The sequence below is a fragment of the Leifsonia sp. CL147 genome (assembly GCF_900114565.1).
In the GTDB taxonomy this organism is placed as follows: domain Bacteria; phylum Actinomycetota; class Actinomycetes; order Actinomycetales; family Microbacteriaceae; genus Leifsonia.
The window spans coordinates 1-14,931 of record NZ_FOTM01000020.1; the positions used below are offsets into that span (position 1 = coordinate 1).

General features: G+C 68.9%; 18 protein-coding genes. 6 read left to right on the top strand and 12 right to left on the bottom strand.

Features of this window, described 5'->3' with window-relative positions; genetic code table 11:
* The 12 genes from BM287_RS14900 to BM287_RS14955 all read right to left on the bottom strand — a co-directional run.
* Positions 1-560 (bottom strand): alpha-hydroxy acid oxidase (locus BM287_RS14900; RefSeq protein ID WP_170857569.1); only part of this gene is annotated, 560 nt, incomplete at its 3' end.
* Positions 557-1,306 (bottom strand): SDR family NAD(P)-dependent oxidoreductase, encoded by a 750-nt coding sequence (locus tag BM287_RS14905; RefSeq protein ID WP_090040965.1) that lies wholly within the window; start codon positions 1,304-1,306, stop codon positions 557-559. The genes BM287_RS14905 and BM287_RS14900, both read right to left, overlap by 4 nt.
* Positions 1,303-2,142 carry a fumarylacetoacetate hydrolase family protein gene (locus tag BM287_RS14910; protein ID WP_090040967.1) on the bottom strand — a complete coding sequence of 280 codons (840 nt, stop codon included), beginning with the start codon at positions 2,140-2,142 and terminating at the stop codon, positions 1,303-1,305. The genes BM287_RS14905 and BM287_RS14910 overlap by 4 nt, the downstream gene beginning before the upstream one ends.
* 315 nt (positions 2,143-2,457) lie before the next feature.
* Positions 2,458-3,048, bottom strand: coding sequence for a flavin reductase family protein (locus BM287_RS14915; protein WP_090040969.1), 591 nt, complete (start codon positions 3,046-3,048; stop codon positions 2,458-2,460).
* Between the two features lie 56 nt (positions 3,049-3,104).
* On the bottom strand, positions 3,105-4,508 hold the full coding sequence (locus BM287_RS14920) for an LLM class flavin-dependent oxidoreductase (protein WP_090040971.1): 1,404 nt from the start codon (positions 4,506-4,508) through the stop codon (positions 3,105-3,107).
* Between the two features lie 50 nt (positions 4,509-4,558).
* Positions 4,559-5,395 (bottom strand): ABC transporter permease, encoded by an 837-nt coding sequence (locus BM287_RS14925; protein WP_090040973.1) that lies wholly within the window; start codon positions 5,393-5,395, stop codon positions 4,559-4,561.
* Positions 5,392-6,237 carry an ABC transporter ATP-binding protein gene (locus tag BM287_RS14930; RefSeq protein ID WP_090040975.1) on the bottom strand — a complete coding sequence of 282 codons (846 nt, stop codon included), beginning with the start codon at positions 6,235-6,237 and terminating at the stop codon, positions 5,392-5,394. The genes BM287_RS14925 and BM287_RS14930 overlap by 4 nt, the downstream gene beginning before the upstream one ends.
* Entirely contained in the window at positions 6,234-7,259 is a 1,026-nt protein-coding gene (locus BM287_RS14935; protein ID WP_090040977.1) for an ABC transporter substrate-binding protein, read from the bottom strand. Before BM287_RS14935 ends, BM287_RS14930 begins: the two co-directional genes overlap by 4 nt.
* A gap of 130 nt (positions 7,260-7,389) precedes the next feature.
* Positions 7,390-7,890: an RrF2 family transcriptional regulator gene (locus BM287_RS14940; protein WP_090040980.1), complete on the bottom strand. Its 501-nt coding sequence runs from the start codon at positions 7,888-7,890 to the stop codon at positions 7,390-7,392.
* 34 nt (positions 7,891-7,924) lie between these two features.
* Positions 7,925-8,650 (bottom strand): class I SAM-dependent methyltransferase, encoded by a 726-nt coding sequence (locus BM287_RS14945; RefSeq protein WP_090040983.1) that lies wholly within the window; start codon positions 8,648-8,650, stop codon positions 7,925-7,927.
* A complete protein-coding gene (locus tag BM287_RS14950; protein WP_090040985.1) occupies positions 8,647-9,114 on the bottom strand; it encodes an SRPBCC family protein in 468 nt (155 codons plus the stop codon). The genes BM287_RS14945 and BM287_RS14950 overlap by 4 nt, the downstream gene beginning before the upstream one ends.
* Positions 9,111-9,860 (bottom strand): CDP-alcohol phosphatidyltransferase family protein, encoded by a 750-nt coding sequence (locus tag BM287_RS14955; protein WP_090040988.1) that lies wholly within the window; start codon positions 9,858-9,860, stop codon positions 9,111-9,113. The genes BM287_RS14950 and BM287_RS14955 overlap by 4 nt, the downstream gene beginning before the upstream one ends.
* 194 nt (positions 9,861-10,054) lie before the next feature.
* On the opposite strand from BM287_RS14955, the gene BM287_RS14960 reads away from it, so the two are divergent.
* The 6 genes from BM287_RS14960 to BM287_RS14980 are packed head-to-tail and all read left to right on the top strand — an operon-like array spanning position 10,055 to position 14,917.
* Positions 10,055-10,921, top strand: coding sequence for a zinc-dependent alcohol dehydrogenase (locus BM287_RS14960; RefSeq protein WP_244528346.1), 867 nt, complete (start codon positions 10,055-10,057; stop codon positions 10,919-10,921).
* Entirely contained in the window at positions 10,918-11,316 is a 399-nt protein-coding gene (locus BM287_RS14965) for a 6-pyruvoyl trahydropterin synthase family protein (RefSeq protein WP_090040994.1), read from the top strand. The genes BM287_RS14960 and BM287_RS14965 overlap by 4 nt, the downstream gene beginning before the upstream one ends.
* Positions 11,313-12,395, top strand: a complete 1,083-nt coding sequence (locus BM287_RS14970; protein WP_090040996.1) for a glycosyltransferase family 4 protein — start codon at positions 11,313-11,315, stop codon at positions 12,393-12,395. The genes BM287_RS14965 and BM287_RS14970 overlap by 4 nt, the downstream gene beginning before the upstream one ends.
* A complete protein-coding gene (locus BM287_RS17890; RefSeq protein ID WP_170857570.1) occupies positions 12,392-13,210 on the top strand; it encodes a small ribosomal subunit Rsm22 family protein in 819 nt (272 codons plus the stop codon). Before BM287_RS14970 ends, BM287_RS17890 begins: the two co-directional genes overlap by 4 nt.
* Positions 13,207-14,289: a lysylphosphatidylglycerol synthase transmembrane domain-containing protein gene (locus BM287_RS14975; RefSeq protein WP_170857571.1), complete on the top strand. Its 1,083-nt coding sequence runs from the start codon at positions 13,207-13,209 to the stop codon at positions 14,287-14,289. Before BM287_RS17890 ends, BM287_RS14975 begins: the two co-directional genes overlap by 4 nt.
* A complete protein-coding gene (locus BM287_RS14980) occupies positions 14,189-14,917 on the top strand; it encodes a RibD family protein (RefSeq protein WP_244528364.1) in 729 nt (242 codons plus the stop codon). Before BM287_RS14975 ends, BM287_RS14980 begins: the two co-directional genes overlap by 101 nt.
* The last annotated feature ends 14 nt before the right edge of the window (positions 14,918-14,931 follow it).

A 14,931-nucleotide genomic window follows, 5' to 3' on the forward strand; every position in this document is an offset into this window, starting at 1 on the left:
GTGTCGAACCCCGCCGCCGCAGCCCGCTCCACCAGACCATAGGAGATCTCCCGCTGCCGCATCACATACAACTGGAACCAATTCCGGCCCTCCGGGTTGACCGCCTTCACCTCCTCGATCGACGTGGTCCCCAACGTCGACAACGTGAACGGGATCCCCGCCGCACCCGCCGCCCCCGCACCGGCAACCTCACCCTCGGTCTGCATCAGGCGGGTGAACCCCGTCGGCGCGATCCCGAACGGCAACGCCGACGGGCCACCCCAGATCTCACACGACGTATCCACCACCGACACATCCCGCAGCACCGACGGATGGAACTCCACATCCTGGAACGCCTGCCGCGCCCGCGCCAACGACAACTCCCCCTCCGCAGCACCCTCCGTGTAATCGAACGCCGCCTTCGGCGTCCGCCGGCGAGCGATCCGCGCCAGATCCTCGATCGACAACGCCGACCCCAACCGACGCTTCTTCAGATCCAACTCCGGCCGCTTGAACTGCATCAACTCCAGCAACTCAACCGGCTTCGGAAACTGACGGGTGATGCTGCCCCGCCCGGTCATCCTTCCCGCCCGGCTCTCGGACGTGGGCGAAGGCTGGCCATCCCGCCGTCGACGGCGACGCTGACGCCGGTGACGGAGCCGGCCCGCGGGTCGACGAGGAACGACACGACCGCAGCGATCTCGTCGGGCCGCACCAGGCGTCCGTGAGGCTGGCGGCCTTCGAGCGCGGCACGCTCGGCGACGGGGTCGTCTGCGGAGTCGAGCAGACGCTGGACCCACGGAGTGTCGGCCGTACCCGGGTTCACGCTGTTGACGCGGATACCGTCGGGCAGGTGGTCGGCTGCCATCTGCAGTGTCAGGGATGCGATGGCTCCCTTGGTCGCACCGTACAGAGCCCGCTGTGGCAGTCCGGTCGTTGCCACGATGGAGCTGATGTTCACCACCGCGGCCGAGTCGGATGCCCTCAGCCACGGCAACGCCGCCCGGGTCACGCGAACCGCGCCGAGCACGTTGATGTCGAACAGGCGGTGCCACTCCTCGTCGCTGTTGTCCTCGATGGTGCCCTGCGCGCCGATGCCCGCGTTGTTCACCACGACGTCGATCCCGCCGGCGACCTCGGCCGCCTGGGACACGGCCGCGCGAACCGCGGCATCGTCCGCGATGTCGACCGCCAGGGAGTCCGCCTCGTTCAGCGCGGTGCGATCGAAGACGAAGACCCGCAGGCCGTCTTCGCGCAGCCGGGAGGTGATGGCGGCGCCGATGCCGGACGCTCCGCCGGTGACGATGGCGGCGCGCTGCCGGCTCACAGGAACACCTGCCGCTGCGTGCCGAGACCGTCGATCGCGAGTTCGACGACATCCCTGCTCTTCACATACGGGAAGCGGCCGGAGAGCGCGACCCCGGCCGGGGTGCCCGTGAGGATGAGGTCGCCCGGCTCGAGCACCATGAACTGCGACAGGTGCCAGACGATGTAGGGCACGTCGAAGATCATGTCGGCTGTCGTCGAGTCCTGTCGCGGTTCGCCGTTCACCCAGCTGCGGAGGCGCAGGTCCGAGATGTCCACCTCGTCCGGCGTGACCAGCCAGGGTCCGATCGGCGAGAAACCGGGAGCCGACTTGCCCTTGCCCCACTGACCGCCGGAGATCTCGAGCTGCCACTCGCGCTCGGAGAGGTCGTTGGCCAGCACGTAGCCGGCGACGTACGAGAGCGCGTCGGCGGGGTCGCCGATGTAGCTCGCGCGCGACTTGATCACGACGCCGAGCTCCACTTCCCAGTCGGTCTTCCGGCTGCCGCGAGGGATGGCGACGTCGTCGTTCGGCCCGGCGATGGTGTTGGGGGTCTTGTGGAAGATCACCACGTTCTTGGGCGGTTCCGCGCCGGACTCGGCCGCGTGGGCGGCGTAGTTCATGCCCACGCAGATGATCGCCGATGGGCGGGCGATCGGCGCGCCGATGCGTGCCCCGTGCGCGTCGACCCGGGTCAGTTCACCGGCGTGCGCGGCGGCAGCGATGCGGGCGCGCGTTTCGTCGCGGAAGAAGTCGCCGGCGATATCTCCGGTGATGGTCGAGATGTCGTAGTAGGCGTCGCCCTGGACCAGGACCGGCACCTCCCGTCCAGATTCACCGAGTCGCGCGAAACGCATCCTTGCTCCAAACATCCGAGTTCTCGGGCCGAAAGTCGCCCTAACGTGCCGATACTAACATCGAACAGCGCGAGAGATCGGATGTTTGCACAACCGGAGGACGGCGTAGCCCGAATCCGATCGTTCGGGACCGGGTCCGGCCTCCCAGCCGCGCCGTCACGACTTCTTGCACGGATGAGCTCGCCCGCCAGCTGCCCCATCCTGAGGCCCGACCACCGCTGAGGTGCTCGTCGTTGCAGCCGACACGCCGTGTGATCGTGCAACGACGAGCACCTCGAGGGCAGGCGGGGGAGACATCCGATCGCGGCGGTGACGTCAGCCGACCCGAGAGTGCGCCCCGATCCGGTGATACGCGCGGTCGTGGTAGACGAGCGGGGCCGGATCTGCGATCCCGGCCCCACCGGCCGTCGGACGCACCGAGGTTTCGATCGCCTGCACCGTGATCAGGTAGCTGCCGCCGGTGTCTGTGCGCTGCACGATCGTCCCCCTCAACCATTGCGCCGCTCCGTCGATCACCGGTTCGCCTGTCGTGAGTGAATGCCAACCGCCCGCCGCGAATCGATCGACTCCCGTGGCCGAGAATCGTGCCGACACGTCCTCCTGGCCGGCGGCAAGGAAACTTACGGTGAGTGTCCTGGCCTCCCGGATCGCCGGCCATGACGACGATGTCGCCTGCAGAGAGAACGCCAGGAGCGGCGGCGCGGCGGATACCGAGATGACCGAGGTCGCGGTGAATCCGACCGGGTGCTCTCTGTGGCGCAATGCGATCACCGCGACTCCGGCCGGATGCCGGCGGAAGAGCGTGCGATACTCGTCGATACTGATCGGGCCGGCGCTCGCGGGCGACCGGTCGCCCGGCTCCGGCTTCTCCGTATCTGCGGTCGTCGTGCATCCAGCTGGAGTCATGGTCTTCTCCCGTTCTCGTGTTCTTTGTGACGTGGCTTGACTTCGTGCGTCGACCTTCAGGCGCCGGCGAACTCCGCAGCGGCCGCGGCATCCTCGGCGTGCGCGATCCCCTTGCCGCCTCCGGCCGGATAACGGCCGGCCGGGCGAGTCAGCCCGAGGTGGTCACGCAGTGTAGTGCCGGTGTACTGCTCGCGGAACTGGCCCCTGGCCTGCAGGATCGGAACCACGTGCTCGGCGAACGCGTCGAATCCACCGGGCAGGTAGGGCGGCATCACGTTGAAACCGTCGGCCGCGCCCTGCGTGAACCACTCTCCGATCGTGTCGGCGATCTGCTCCGGCGTGCCGGCGACCACTCGATGTCCGCGTGCGCCGGCGAGCCGGTGCAGCAGCCCACGCACGGTCGGGTTCTCCCGTTCCACGATGCCGGCGACCACTTGCAGCCGGCTGCGGTTGTTGTTCGTCACATCGCCCGCGCCGGCGAAGATCTCACGCGGGACCGGCGCATCCAGGGAGTCGGTCCCGAGTTCGACGCCGGTGAGCGAACGCAGTTGGCGCAACCCGTATTCGGGAACCGTCAGTTCGTTGAACTCGCGCTCGAGAGCTATCGCCTCGGCCTCGGTGGAGCCGATGAACGGGCTGATTCCGGGCAGGATCTTCACGGCGTCCGCATCGCGGCCGAACGCGCGCACGCGCTGTTTGATGTCGGCGTAGAACGCCTGCGCATCGGACAGTCGCTGGTGTGCAGTGAAGATCGCCTCCGCGAACCGGGCGGCGAAGGCGCGACCGTCGTTCGATGATCCCGCCTGTACGAGCACAGGGTGTCCCTGCGGCGAGCGGGGCGCGTTGAACGCGCCCGCGACGCGCACATGCTCTCCGGCGAAGGCTGCGGCATGGATCTTGGCCGGGTCCGCATACCGTCCGGCCGTGCGGTCGAGCAGGATGGCGTCGTCCTCCCAGCTGTCCCAGAGTCGCTGCAGCACTTCTACGAATTCTGCGGCCCTGGCGTACCGGGTCGCGGTGTCCGGGTGGGCGTCGAGGCCGAAGTTGGCTGCGGCATCCTCGGATGCGGTGGTGACGATGTTCCAGCCGGCGCGGCCGCCGCTCAGGTGGTCCAGCGTGGAGAACAGGCGAGCGAGGTTGTAGGGATCGTAGAAAGTGGTGGATGCGGTGGCGATGAGCCCGATCCTCTTCGTGTGCGCGGCGACAGAAGCGAGCGTGAGGATCGGCTCCAAGTGCCCGACCGAGTTGAACTCGATGCCGCGATTCAGGACGGGCCCGTCGGCGAAGAAGATCGCATCGAAGGCGACGGTCTCCGCCTTCTGGGCGAGCTCGGTGTAGAACGAGGCGTCGAAGATGCGCTCGGGCCGGGTCTGCGGATGCCGCCAGGCCGCTTCGTGATGACCGGCCGGATGGATGAACAGGTTGAGACTGAGCTGTCGCCCGGTGTTGTCGCGGGTCATGATTGTGGGCTCCGTTCGTTTTCGGGGGTGGATGTGGGGCATCGAGCGGGTCACGCCGGCTGCCGCCAGCGGGAGAATCGGCGTTCGAGAGCGACGAGAAGGGTGTTGACCAGCAGTCCGAGCAGGGCGATCGTGAGGATTCCCGCATACATGTCCGGGATCAGGAAGCTGTTCTGCGCGTTCACGATCAAGAATCCGAGTCCGGCCTTGGCGCCGACCATCTCGGCGGCGACGAGCACCAGGATCGATGCGGCGCCTCCCATCCGGATGCCCGTGAAGATCGTCGGAACGGCCGCGGGCAGCACGACCCGGCTGAAGAGTCGCACGCGCCCGACACCGAGCGACCGGGCGGCGCGGATGAGCAACGGGTCCACCGTGCGCACGCCTGCGATGGTGTTCAGCAGGATCGGGAAGAACGCCGCATAGGCCACCATCGTGATCTTCGAGACTTCACCGATTCCGAGGAGGAGCGTGAACACCGGCAGCAGCGCGAGCGCCGCGGTGTTGCGGAACAGTTCCAGCAGCGGGTTCACGGCAGACCCCAACCATCGGTTCCACGCGACGAATATGCCGAGGGGAACCGCGACAGCGACGGCGGTCGCGAATCCCGCCACTGCCCGCGCCAGGCTGGCCAGGATGTTCGCCTGCAACTCTCCGCTCTGCAGCAGGCCGAGTCCGGCGCGCAGAACCTCGTGCAGCGGCGGAAGGAACACGCGTGTCGTTGCGTCGGCGAAGTACGTCGGTCCGAACTCCCACAGCAGCAGGAACAGGATGATCCCGGTCGCCGCCCACAGGAGCCGGGCAGACCGTCTCAGCCACGAAGCGAACGGGATGCGCACGGCGCGGCGGATCGTGGACGCGTACGGCTCAACTGCTGAGGCGGTCATGCTGCGTTCCTCTCTTCGGTGCCTGCTCCCCCGTGGAGCAGCGCCCAGATCTCATGTCGGCGACTCACGAACTCGGGATCCGACCTGACGTCGGCGTTTGCGCGCCGCTCCGCTGCCTTGCCCGGGAACCGTACGTCGACGACGGCCTTCAGCCGGCCGGGCCGGGCACTGAGCACCACCACGCGCTGACCGAGATACACGGCCTCGTCGATGTCATGGGTGATGAACACCACGGTCTTGCCGGTCGCCGCCCAGATGCGCAGCAGTTCGTCCTGGAGCTGTTCACGCGTCTGCGCATCCAGTGCGGCGAACGGCTCGTCCATCAGGAGGATGTCCGGCTCGTACGCGAGACTGCGGGCGATCGCGACGCGCTGCTTCATCCCACCGGACAGCTCGTGCGGGTACCGGTCCTCGAAACCGCCCAGGCCGACGAGGGAGAGGAAGCGGCGTGCGCGCTCGTCCCGGGCCCGACGATTCAGACGCTCCCCGCCCACTTTCACGCCCTCCAGCCCGAACGTGACGTTGGCCAAGGCCGTGCGCCACGGGAACAGCGCGTACTGCTGGAACACCACCGCCCGATCGTGTCCCGGCCCGGTGATCGCGTTGCCATCCACCAGTACCGCGCCCGTCGTCGGGGCCGAGAGACCGGCGAGCAGATCCAGCAGAGTGGTCTTGCCCGACCCGCTCGGCCCGACCAGGGTGACGAACTCACCAGGGGCGACATCCAGCGTCAGATCGTCCAGTGCGGTCAGCGTCTCCGATCGCCGGGGCTGCACACTCGATCGCACCGTGAACGTCTTGCCCACATGCTGCAGGCTGATCTTCGCGGTCGCGTCGCTCATCGCTCGGCCTTCGCATAGGTGTTGAACCTGTTGGTGTAGATGGAGGTCGCGTCGAGTCGCCCGGAGACGATGCCCGCATCGTGCAACCAGGCATCCCAGCGGCCGAAGTCGTTGCTCGAGATCGCGCCGTAGCCCGGCAGCCCCGAGCTTTTCCAGTACTGCAGCGTCTGCGTGCTCTCGCCCCTGCCGCGCGAGGCGATGATCGAGCGGAACGTGTCGATCACCTGATCCCGCGGCGTCGTGTTCTCCCAGTGGATCGCCTTGGCGATCCCGGTCGCCAGCGCCGCGACAGTCTTCGGGTTGTTCGCGATGAAGTCATTGCGGAACACGTACTGTCCTCCCGCGAAGGAGCCGAACAGGCTGTAGTCGTCGAAGAGCGGACGGAGGCCGCCTGCGGCGACGGCGTGATCCTGCAGCACACCGCCGAGCGCTCCCAGCTCGACCTGCCCGCGACGAAGCGCCTCCTCGGTCGAGTTCGGCGGCGTGACGACCAGTTGCACCTGCTTGATCTCGTTCGCGCTGAGGCCACCGCGTTTCAGATACGTGTCCACCTCCGCCTCGCCTTGGGCGCCGAGCGTGTTGATGGCGACCTTCTTGCCGATCAGGTCCCGGGCGGTCTTGATCGGGCTGTCCGCCTTCACGTAGTAGCCGGTGAACGTCTTCGCGTCTTCGCCGTAGGCGCTGACCACCGCAGTGATGGGAGCGCCCGCCGTGACCAGCTTGACGATCGCGCCTGCGAACGCCTCACCGACATCGGTCTGGTCGGTCGCGACCGATTGGATGTCCTGGGGCCCGCTCGTCGTGTTTCCGACCCACTTCAATTTCACGTCACCGAGGTAGCCGAGTGCTTCCGCGAGCTCGGGAAGCACCACGGAATTCGCAGAGCCCTGGTAGCGCAGCACCGTCGTCTCACCGGACGCGCCGGCCTGAGGATCAGCGCTCGCAGCAGCCGAGCACCCGGTCACGCTCATCGCCATGCTGGCAACCGCTGCGACCGCTGCGATGGTTCGTCTCTTCCTCATTTTCCGCTCCCTCGAATCCGTCCGCCTGCGCGAGATGCTGCAGGCCGCCGTGTGTGAGAACGACGATATGGATTCTTGAGCAAATTAGTCAGGAAATAAGTCGAAGTAAGTCGGCGGAGCTACGCGGCACTCAATCCCGCAGGCGAGTACGCAGACGGTTAGGGCGCGTCTTCCACGCGGCATCGTCCGCGATCAAGGCTCGGACACCCTCCGGCAGCGGCCCGACAGCCACCTCGGCGAGGCTCGTCTCGTCGAGAACCGTACGCATCGCGGCGCGCACCGCGACCCACACATCGCGCACGTGCTCGGCGGCTCCGGGATAGGCGACGTCCTCAACGTGGGCCCCGGCCACATTCGCGAGCGGCCCGTCGATGGCCCGAATGACGTCCGCGACAGCGATCCGTTCCGGCGGCGACGCGAGACGATACCCTCCGTCGGCTCCGCGTTTGCTTTCGACCAACCCGGCGAGCTTGAGCTGATTCAGGATGCCGAGCACGAACGCCTCCGGCGCCGCCTGCGCCTCGGCGACTTCGTCGGCCTTCGTGTACCGCGAGTCGCCATCGGCGGAATAGCGTGCGGCCAGCTCCACCGCCGCACGGACGGCGTAATCGACCTTCGCGGTGATGCGCACCCGTCAAGTATCCCGGAGGGCGTGGGATTCGAACTCACGACGATTCCTTTTGCCCATCGGGATCAGGGGACCTCTCCTGGGACGTCACGTTTCCGCGGCCGGAGCCGGCGGCGAGGAACGCGGTGCCGAAGCACAGCTCGGTCCAGGAGGAATCGGCCAGGCTTTCCTGCATGGCGGCGCGGATCGACTCCCAGGGACGGCGCGCGATCCACTCGTCGAGGGAGGCCGAGCTCCGTACCGCCGCGATTGCGAGCTGCGACAGCCAGCGAGGCGTGCTGTCGGGGATCTTCAGATCCAGCACGACCCAACGACCGGCGGCGCAGAGGGCGTCTGCGCCGTGGGCGATGACCTGGCCGCACTCGGGCACCTGCGTCAGGGCGTAGGTCGACAGGATCGCGTCCATCGTGCCGGGGAAGACGAAGCCGGCGGCATCGGCCTGCACGAGGCTGACGTTGCTCCAGCCGTTCGCCGTGACGCGATTCTCGGCGCGCGCGAGCATCGCGTCGGTCAGATCGACGCCGACGATCCGGCCGCCGGGCCCGATCGCCTCCTCGATCAGCGGGAAGTTCAGGCCTGTGCCGCACGCGATGTCGACCACTCTGTCGCCTGGGCGGAGGCCGAGTTCCTTCACCGCACGCGACCGCTGCGCCCGTTGCGGGTAGCCGGGCACCGGGTAGAGCCGCGAGACCACGTCATAGTGCTCGGCCTTCTTGCGGTACGTCTCGATCAGGCGCTCGCGGCCTCGGTCGGTTCCGCTCATGATGACCCCGCGCCCGTCCGCAGATCGCGCTCGACCGAGCCCTTGATCCCCGCCATCTCGATGTCGCTCACGCGCTGCACCTGGCGCTCGAGGACACGGGCGGGAATGGTGCGCATGATGTTGGCGAGGTCGACTTCCACCCACATCATCGCGTCGGTGCGCCCGTCGCCTGCCGGCTCGATTTCCATCCCCCAGCGCGCGACGGAGCTTCCCATCGTGCCGGCGAAGGCCATGGAGTGCGGCGGGTCGACGGCGGTCACGCGCTCACGTCGTCGGTGATTCCACCCCAGGTCCCTCGCTCGCTGCTCCACCCAGCCGCCGGCCTGCAGCGGTCCGCCGCCGCGAACCCGGCATTCGAGCACCGTCGGTGCCCACTCCGCCCAGCGTCCCACGTCGCACAGGTAGGCCCACACGTCTCCGGCACTCGCGGCGACGGTGATCCGGCTCTCGGTTCTGACTGTCATTCGACGTTCTCCGCCTTCGCTTCCACCAGCGGCGGCGCGGCCGCCACGTCACGTCGCCTGTGGACCAGCCAGACGACATCCCTTCCGAACGACTCGATGAGCAGCACGAGGGCGGCCGCCACGAACACGATGCCGACCGGGCGGAGGATTCCCGACGCCGCCGCTGCCAGAGCGATCCCGGCGACGGCTGTCACCACTTTGCGCCAGTAGCGCGGCGGGAGCTTCCGGCGGAACCAGGGCAGCGCCCATCCGACGATCACGAACGCGTACCGCATCGAACCGATGGCGAGAACCCACACCCCTGAGCTCTGTGCGACGTACACGCTCAGCACGAGCAGGAGGAACGCATCCACCTCCATATCGAAGCGGGCGCCCAGTTCGGTCGTCGTTCCGGTGCGCCTGGCGACCCACCCGTCGACAGCGTCGAGTGCCAGCGCGGGGATGACGAGCGCGACGAGGAGGACCACCGCGATCGTCGTCGTGAAGGACGCGACGACCAATCCGGTGATCAGACCCACCAGCGTCGAACGGGTCATGGTGATGATGTTGGCCGGGCCGAGACGCTCCGAACGTCGACGCCGCAGCCCGCGGACCAGCAGCACATTCGAGAGGAGCAGGTACGCGAGGGTCGCCAACCATCCGGCCGACAGCGGCGGGACCGTCTGCCCGTGCACCGCGAGCACGATCACCGCGAACGCCGATCCGGCGAACGCCCATCCCGCCGCTTCGAGTTGAACTCTTCCCATGCGCTTCTCGTGTCTCTTGTGAGGGCACTACTTTCAATTAACACGCCACAGGCGCACCGATGGTTCAGAGAGGGGCGGATGTGCTCGATGCTATTGCGTTCTGGACCGAGGAGCCCGGTGTCGGCGTTCTCCGGTCCCAGCCCCTTCGACCGCCCGGCGACGGCGACGTCCTCGTCAGGACTCTGCATACCGGCGTGAGCCGCGGCACCGAGACCTCGGTGTTCGGCGGCCACGTGCCCGCGAGCGAGCGCGTACGGATGCGGGCCCCATTTCAGGAGGGCGACTTCCCCGGCCCGGTGAAGTACGGCTACCTGAACGTCGGGGTGGTCGAGCAGGGGCCTGCGACGCTCCGCGGGCGCACCGTCTTCACGCTCTTCCCCCACCAGTCGGCGTTCGTCGTCCCCGCGGAGGCCGTCGTCCCCGTGCCGGACGGAGTGCCGGCCCGGCGGGCCGTGCTCGCCGGGGCGGTCGAGACCGCCATCAACGTGTTGTGGGATGCCGCGCCGCTCCTCGGAGACCGGGTGACTGTCGTCGGGGCGGGGATGATCGGATGCTGCGTCGCACGTCTCGCCCGCGGGATCCCCGGAGTCGATGTCGTACTCGTCGACATCGACCCGTCGCGGCACGACATCGCCGACCGGCTCGGGGTGAGGTTCGCAGAGCCGGACGCTGCACCCGACCACCGGGATGTGGTCATCAACACGAGCGGGTCGGATGCCGGGCTGCAGCTCGCGCTCGAAACCGTCGTCACGGACGGTGAGGTCATCGAGGCCAGCTGGTACGCCGACCGTCCGGCGACGCTGCTGCTCGGCGGGGACTTCCATTCCCGGCGTCTCACCATCCGGTCGAGCCAGGTGGGCACGGTCTCCAGCCGCCGACGCGACAACCGGACCACCTCCGATCGCCTGGCGTTGGCCCTCCGGCTACTGGACGATGCCGCATTCGATGCTCTGCTCACAGCCGAATCCTCGTGGCGCGAGCTGCCCGCGGTCTTCGCGGAGCTGTCCGCCGGGGCGGGCGCCGGCCTCTGCCGCACCATCGATTGGGGGGATGCGTCATGACGTTCTCGGTGACGGTGCGAGACCACATGATGATCGCGCACAGCTTCACGGGCGAGACCTTCGGCCCAGCGCAGCGACTGCACGGCGCGACCTTCATCGTCGATGCGACGTTCGGCGCGGACGACCTCGATGCCGATGGCGTGGTCGTCGATATCGGGCGGGCGACCGCCGAGCTCTCGGAGATCACGGCGGCGCTCTCCTACCGCAACCTCGACGACGAGCCCGAATTCGCCGGCATGAACACGACGACGGAAGCGTTGTGCCGGGTGATCGCAGACCGCCTCGCCGACCGCTTCGGTGCGGGATCCGCCAGCGGGAGCCGGCACCTGACGTCGATCACGGTCACCCTTCACGAATCCCACATCGCGTGGGCGAGCTATTCGAGGCCCCTGTGAACGCGCGCCCGGAGGCGTCCGTCTTCTTCCTGGTCCCCGACGCCATCGACGACGCCGAGCGCGTCAGCGGCGGCAACGTGTACGACCAGCGGATTCGCGACGGACTGCGCGCGGAGGGCTGGGAGGTGCGGATGATCCGCGTCGCGGAGAACGAGCCGGGGCGGACCGCCGACGCCCTTTCGCAGCTGCCCGACGGGACCCTGCTGCTGGTCGACGGCCTGCTCGCGACGCACCATACGGATGCGATCGCGGCCGAGGGAGCGCGCCTGCGATTGGTCGTCCTCGCGCACATGATCGCGGCCGACCTCGCCGACTCCGAGCGCAGAGCATACGGAGTCGCGCGGCGCATCATCGCGACGAGCAACTGGACCCGCGGCGGACTGATCGCACAGGGCGTCGCGGATCCCGCCAGGATCGCCGTCGCCCATCCGGGAGCCGATCCGGCGGCGACGACGGCGGCCTCCTCGTCCGGCCACCGTCTTCTCTGCGTGGGCACGGTCGCGCCGCACAAGGGCCAGGATCTGCTCGTGAGGAGCCTGGCCGACTGCTCCGACGTTCCCGGTTGGACGTGCACGATCGTCGGATCGCTTCATGCGGCACCCGACTTCGTCACCGCGCTGAGGGCCGCGATCGCATCGGCGGGACTCGCCGATCGGATCGAGTTCACGGGTGTCCTCGCCGGGCGACCCCTCGAGGAGGCTTACGGCCGCGCCGATCTCGTGATCGCGCTGTCACGCAGCGAAAGCTACGGGATGGTGGTCGCCGAGGCGCTCGCGCGGGGCATCCCCGTCCTCACGAGCGGAGTCGGGGGCATCCCGGAGGCGATAGCCCAGGACGCCGCGGCCATGACCGTGCCCCTGGACGACCCGTGGGCGCTGGACGTCGTGCTGCACCGGTGGTGGGCAAGCCCTGCGCTGCGCCGGGAACGAAAGGCGGCGGCGCTGAAGGCGCGCGATGCGGCCCGGCCGTGGAGCACCACGACGGCGATCGTCGCATCCACTCTCGCGGAGGCCGCGCTCGCACACGCGGGGGCCGCGTTCCGCGGGGACGTGAGTGCCGACTCGGTGCCGAGACGATGAGCGAGATCATCGAGGTCGGCAGCCACTGGCTTGCAGTGCGCGAGGCGGAGGATTCCCGGGCGCGTTCTCAGGACCTCGCCCGGTCGGTTCGCTCCCTTCTTCCGGACGGGCCGATCATTGTGCACGACCTCGGCAGCGGCACCGGCTCCATGATGCGCTGGCTGGCGCCGCTGCTGCCCGGTCCGCAGACCTGGGTCCTGCACGACTGGAATGCGAGTCTCACCGAGCGAGCGCTCGACGGCGAGCTTCCCCGCGACCTCCTCGACGCACCCATCTCCGTACGCTCACGCATCGGCGAGCTCGCTCGGCTCGAGGGCGCGGACCTGGAGGGCGCCTCGCTCGTGACGGCGTCGGCGCTTCTGGATGTGCTGACTGCTCCCGAGGCGCACGCCATCGTGGACGCGTGCATCGAGGTCGGCGCCGCGGCTCTGTTCTCCCTGAGCGTGACCGGCGAAGTCGAACTCCGCCCCTGGGACGCACGCGACAAACTCTACGAAGCGGCGTTCAACGGTCACCAGCGGCGGGAGGTACACGGACGCCGGCTTCTCGGCCGCTACGGCGGCCCCATCGTCCGCGGGCTGTTCGGCCGGGCTCGGTGGAACGTGCGAACGGCACGAACGAGCTGGCGTCTCGACGACCGCGAGCCCCAGCTGCTCGCCGACTGGTTCGACGGATGGGTCGATGCCGCCGAGGAGCAATGCCCCGAGCTGCGCGACGAGTGCGCGGGCTACCGGGAGTTCCGCAGGGGGCAACTCGATCGGGGCGAGCTCTCCGCCGTCGTCCATCACCTCGATCTGCTGGTGTGGCCACGATGACATCCCGTGTCACGAGAGCCGGCGCACGCGTCCGCGGCGTCATCCGTTCGCGGTCGTTCCGCCTCACCGCGCGCATCGTCGTAGCCGGGGGCGTGCTCGTCGCGATCGCGGCGCGCGTCGGCGCCGGGCCGTTCCTCCACGGCCTGCTGAGCCTGGACGCACCCGCGATCGGCGCTGCGATCGTCCTCTACGCGGTCGCGACCACCGCGGCGGCGTGGCGGTGGCGAATCATCGCCGCACGCCTCGGCCTCGGACTGCCCTGGTCGATGGCCATGCGCATGTATTACCGATCCCAGTTCCTCAACTCCGTGCTCCCGGGCGGGGTGGTCGGCGATGTGCACCGGGCGGCCGTTCACGGCCGGGACACGGAAAGCGTCGGTGCGGCCACGCGCGCCGTCGTCCTGGAACGCACGGCCGGGCAAGCGGTCCAGTTCGTGCTCGCCGTGGTGATCGTGGCGTCGTCGGGCGCGGAGTTCGGCGGGTTCCTGCCCCCGGCGATCGGTATCGGGCTAGCCGTCCTCGCCGCGCTCGCGGTGTCTGCGCTCGCAGCAGGATGGGCGAGCGCGCGGGTCAGGCGCGCCCTGCGGCACGAAGCGGCCGAGTTTCGTGCCGGCCTCGGTTCCCCGGCGGTGTCCGCGCAGGTCGTCGCCGCTTCCGTGGTGGTCGTCGGCTGTCATGTCGCGATTTTCGCGATCGCCACGAGGTCCGTCGGTGCGAGCGTCCCGCCGATGCAGCTGCTGACCCTGGCGTTCGTCGTGCTGCTCGCCGCATCCATCCCCGTGAACATCGGCGGGTGGGGACCTCGCGAGGGTGTGGCCGGCTGGGCGTTCGCCATGGCGGGTCTCGGGGCATCCACCGGTGTCTCCGCCGCCACCCTCTACGGCGTTCTCGCCTTGATCGCAGCCGTGCTCGGCGCGGTCGTGGCAAGGCTCGCCCACCTCATCTCCGGGAGGAATCACCGTGACCGACAAGCCGCATGTGACGCTGAGCTGCGCCATCTCCCTCGACGGATACCTCGACTCGGCAGACCCTCCGAGGCTCGCCCTGTCGAACCCAGCGGACTTCGACCGGGTGGATGAGACCCGCGCGCGCAGCGACGCCATCCTGGTCGGCGCGCGAACAGTGCGACGGGACAACCCGCGCCTCATCGTGCACAGCCCCGAGAGACAGGACCGGCGCGCTGCCTCGGGCCTGACGCGCTCGCCCTGGAAGGTGACGGTGACGGCGACCGGCGATTTGGATCCACACGCCGCGTTCTTCACGGAAGGCGACACGACCAAGCTGGTGTACTGCCCCCGATCGGAGGCGTCGCGCATCCGCGGGCGGCTCGGCGGCGCGGCGACCGTCGTGGCGTTGGGCGACGTCGTGACCATGGCCGAGCTGCTCTGCGACTTGGCGGACCGAGGCGTGCGGCGCCTCATGGTCGAGGGAGGCGGGACCATGCTCACGCAGTTCCTCGCGGCGGACCTCGTCGACGAGCTCGACCTGGCGGTCGCGCCGTTCTTCGTCGGAGATCGGCGCGCGCCCCGGTTCGTCGCCGACGCCGTCTTCCCGTGGACCAGCGAACGGCGGGCGACTCTCGCGGAGGTGCGGTCCATCGGCGACGTCGTGCTGATGCGTTATGCGTTGTCCGATCGGTTCGCGGCGGAGCCCGACGCACCGCCGGTGGACGACGCACCGCACGCCGGCGCGGCGGACAGGTCGTGAACCGCCCGCGCGCG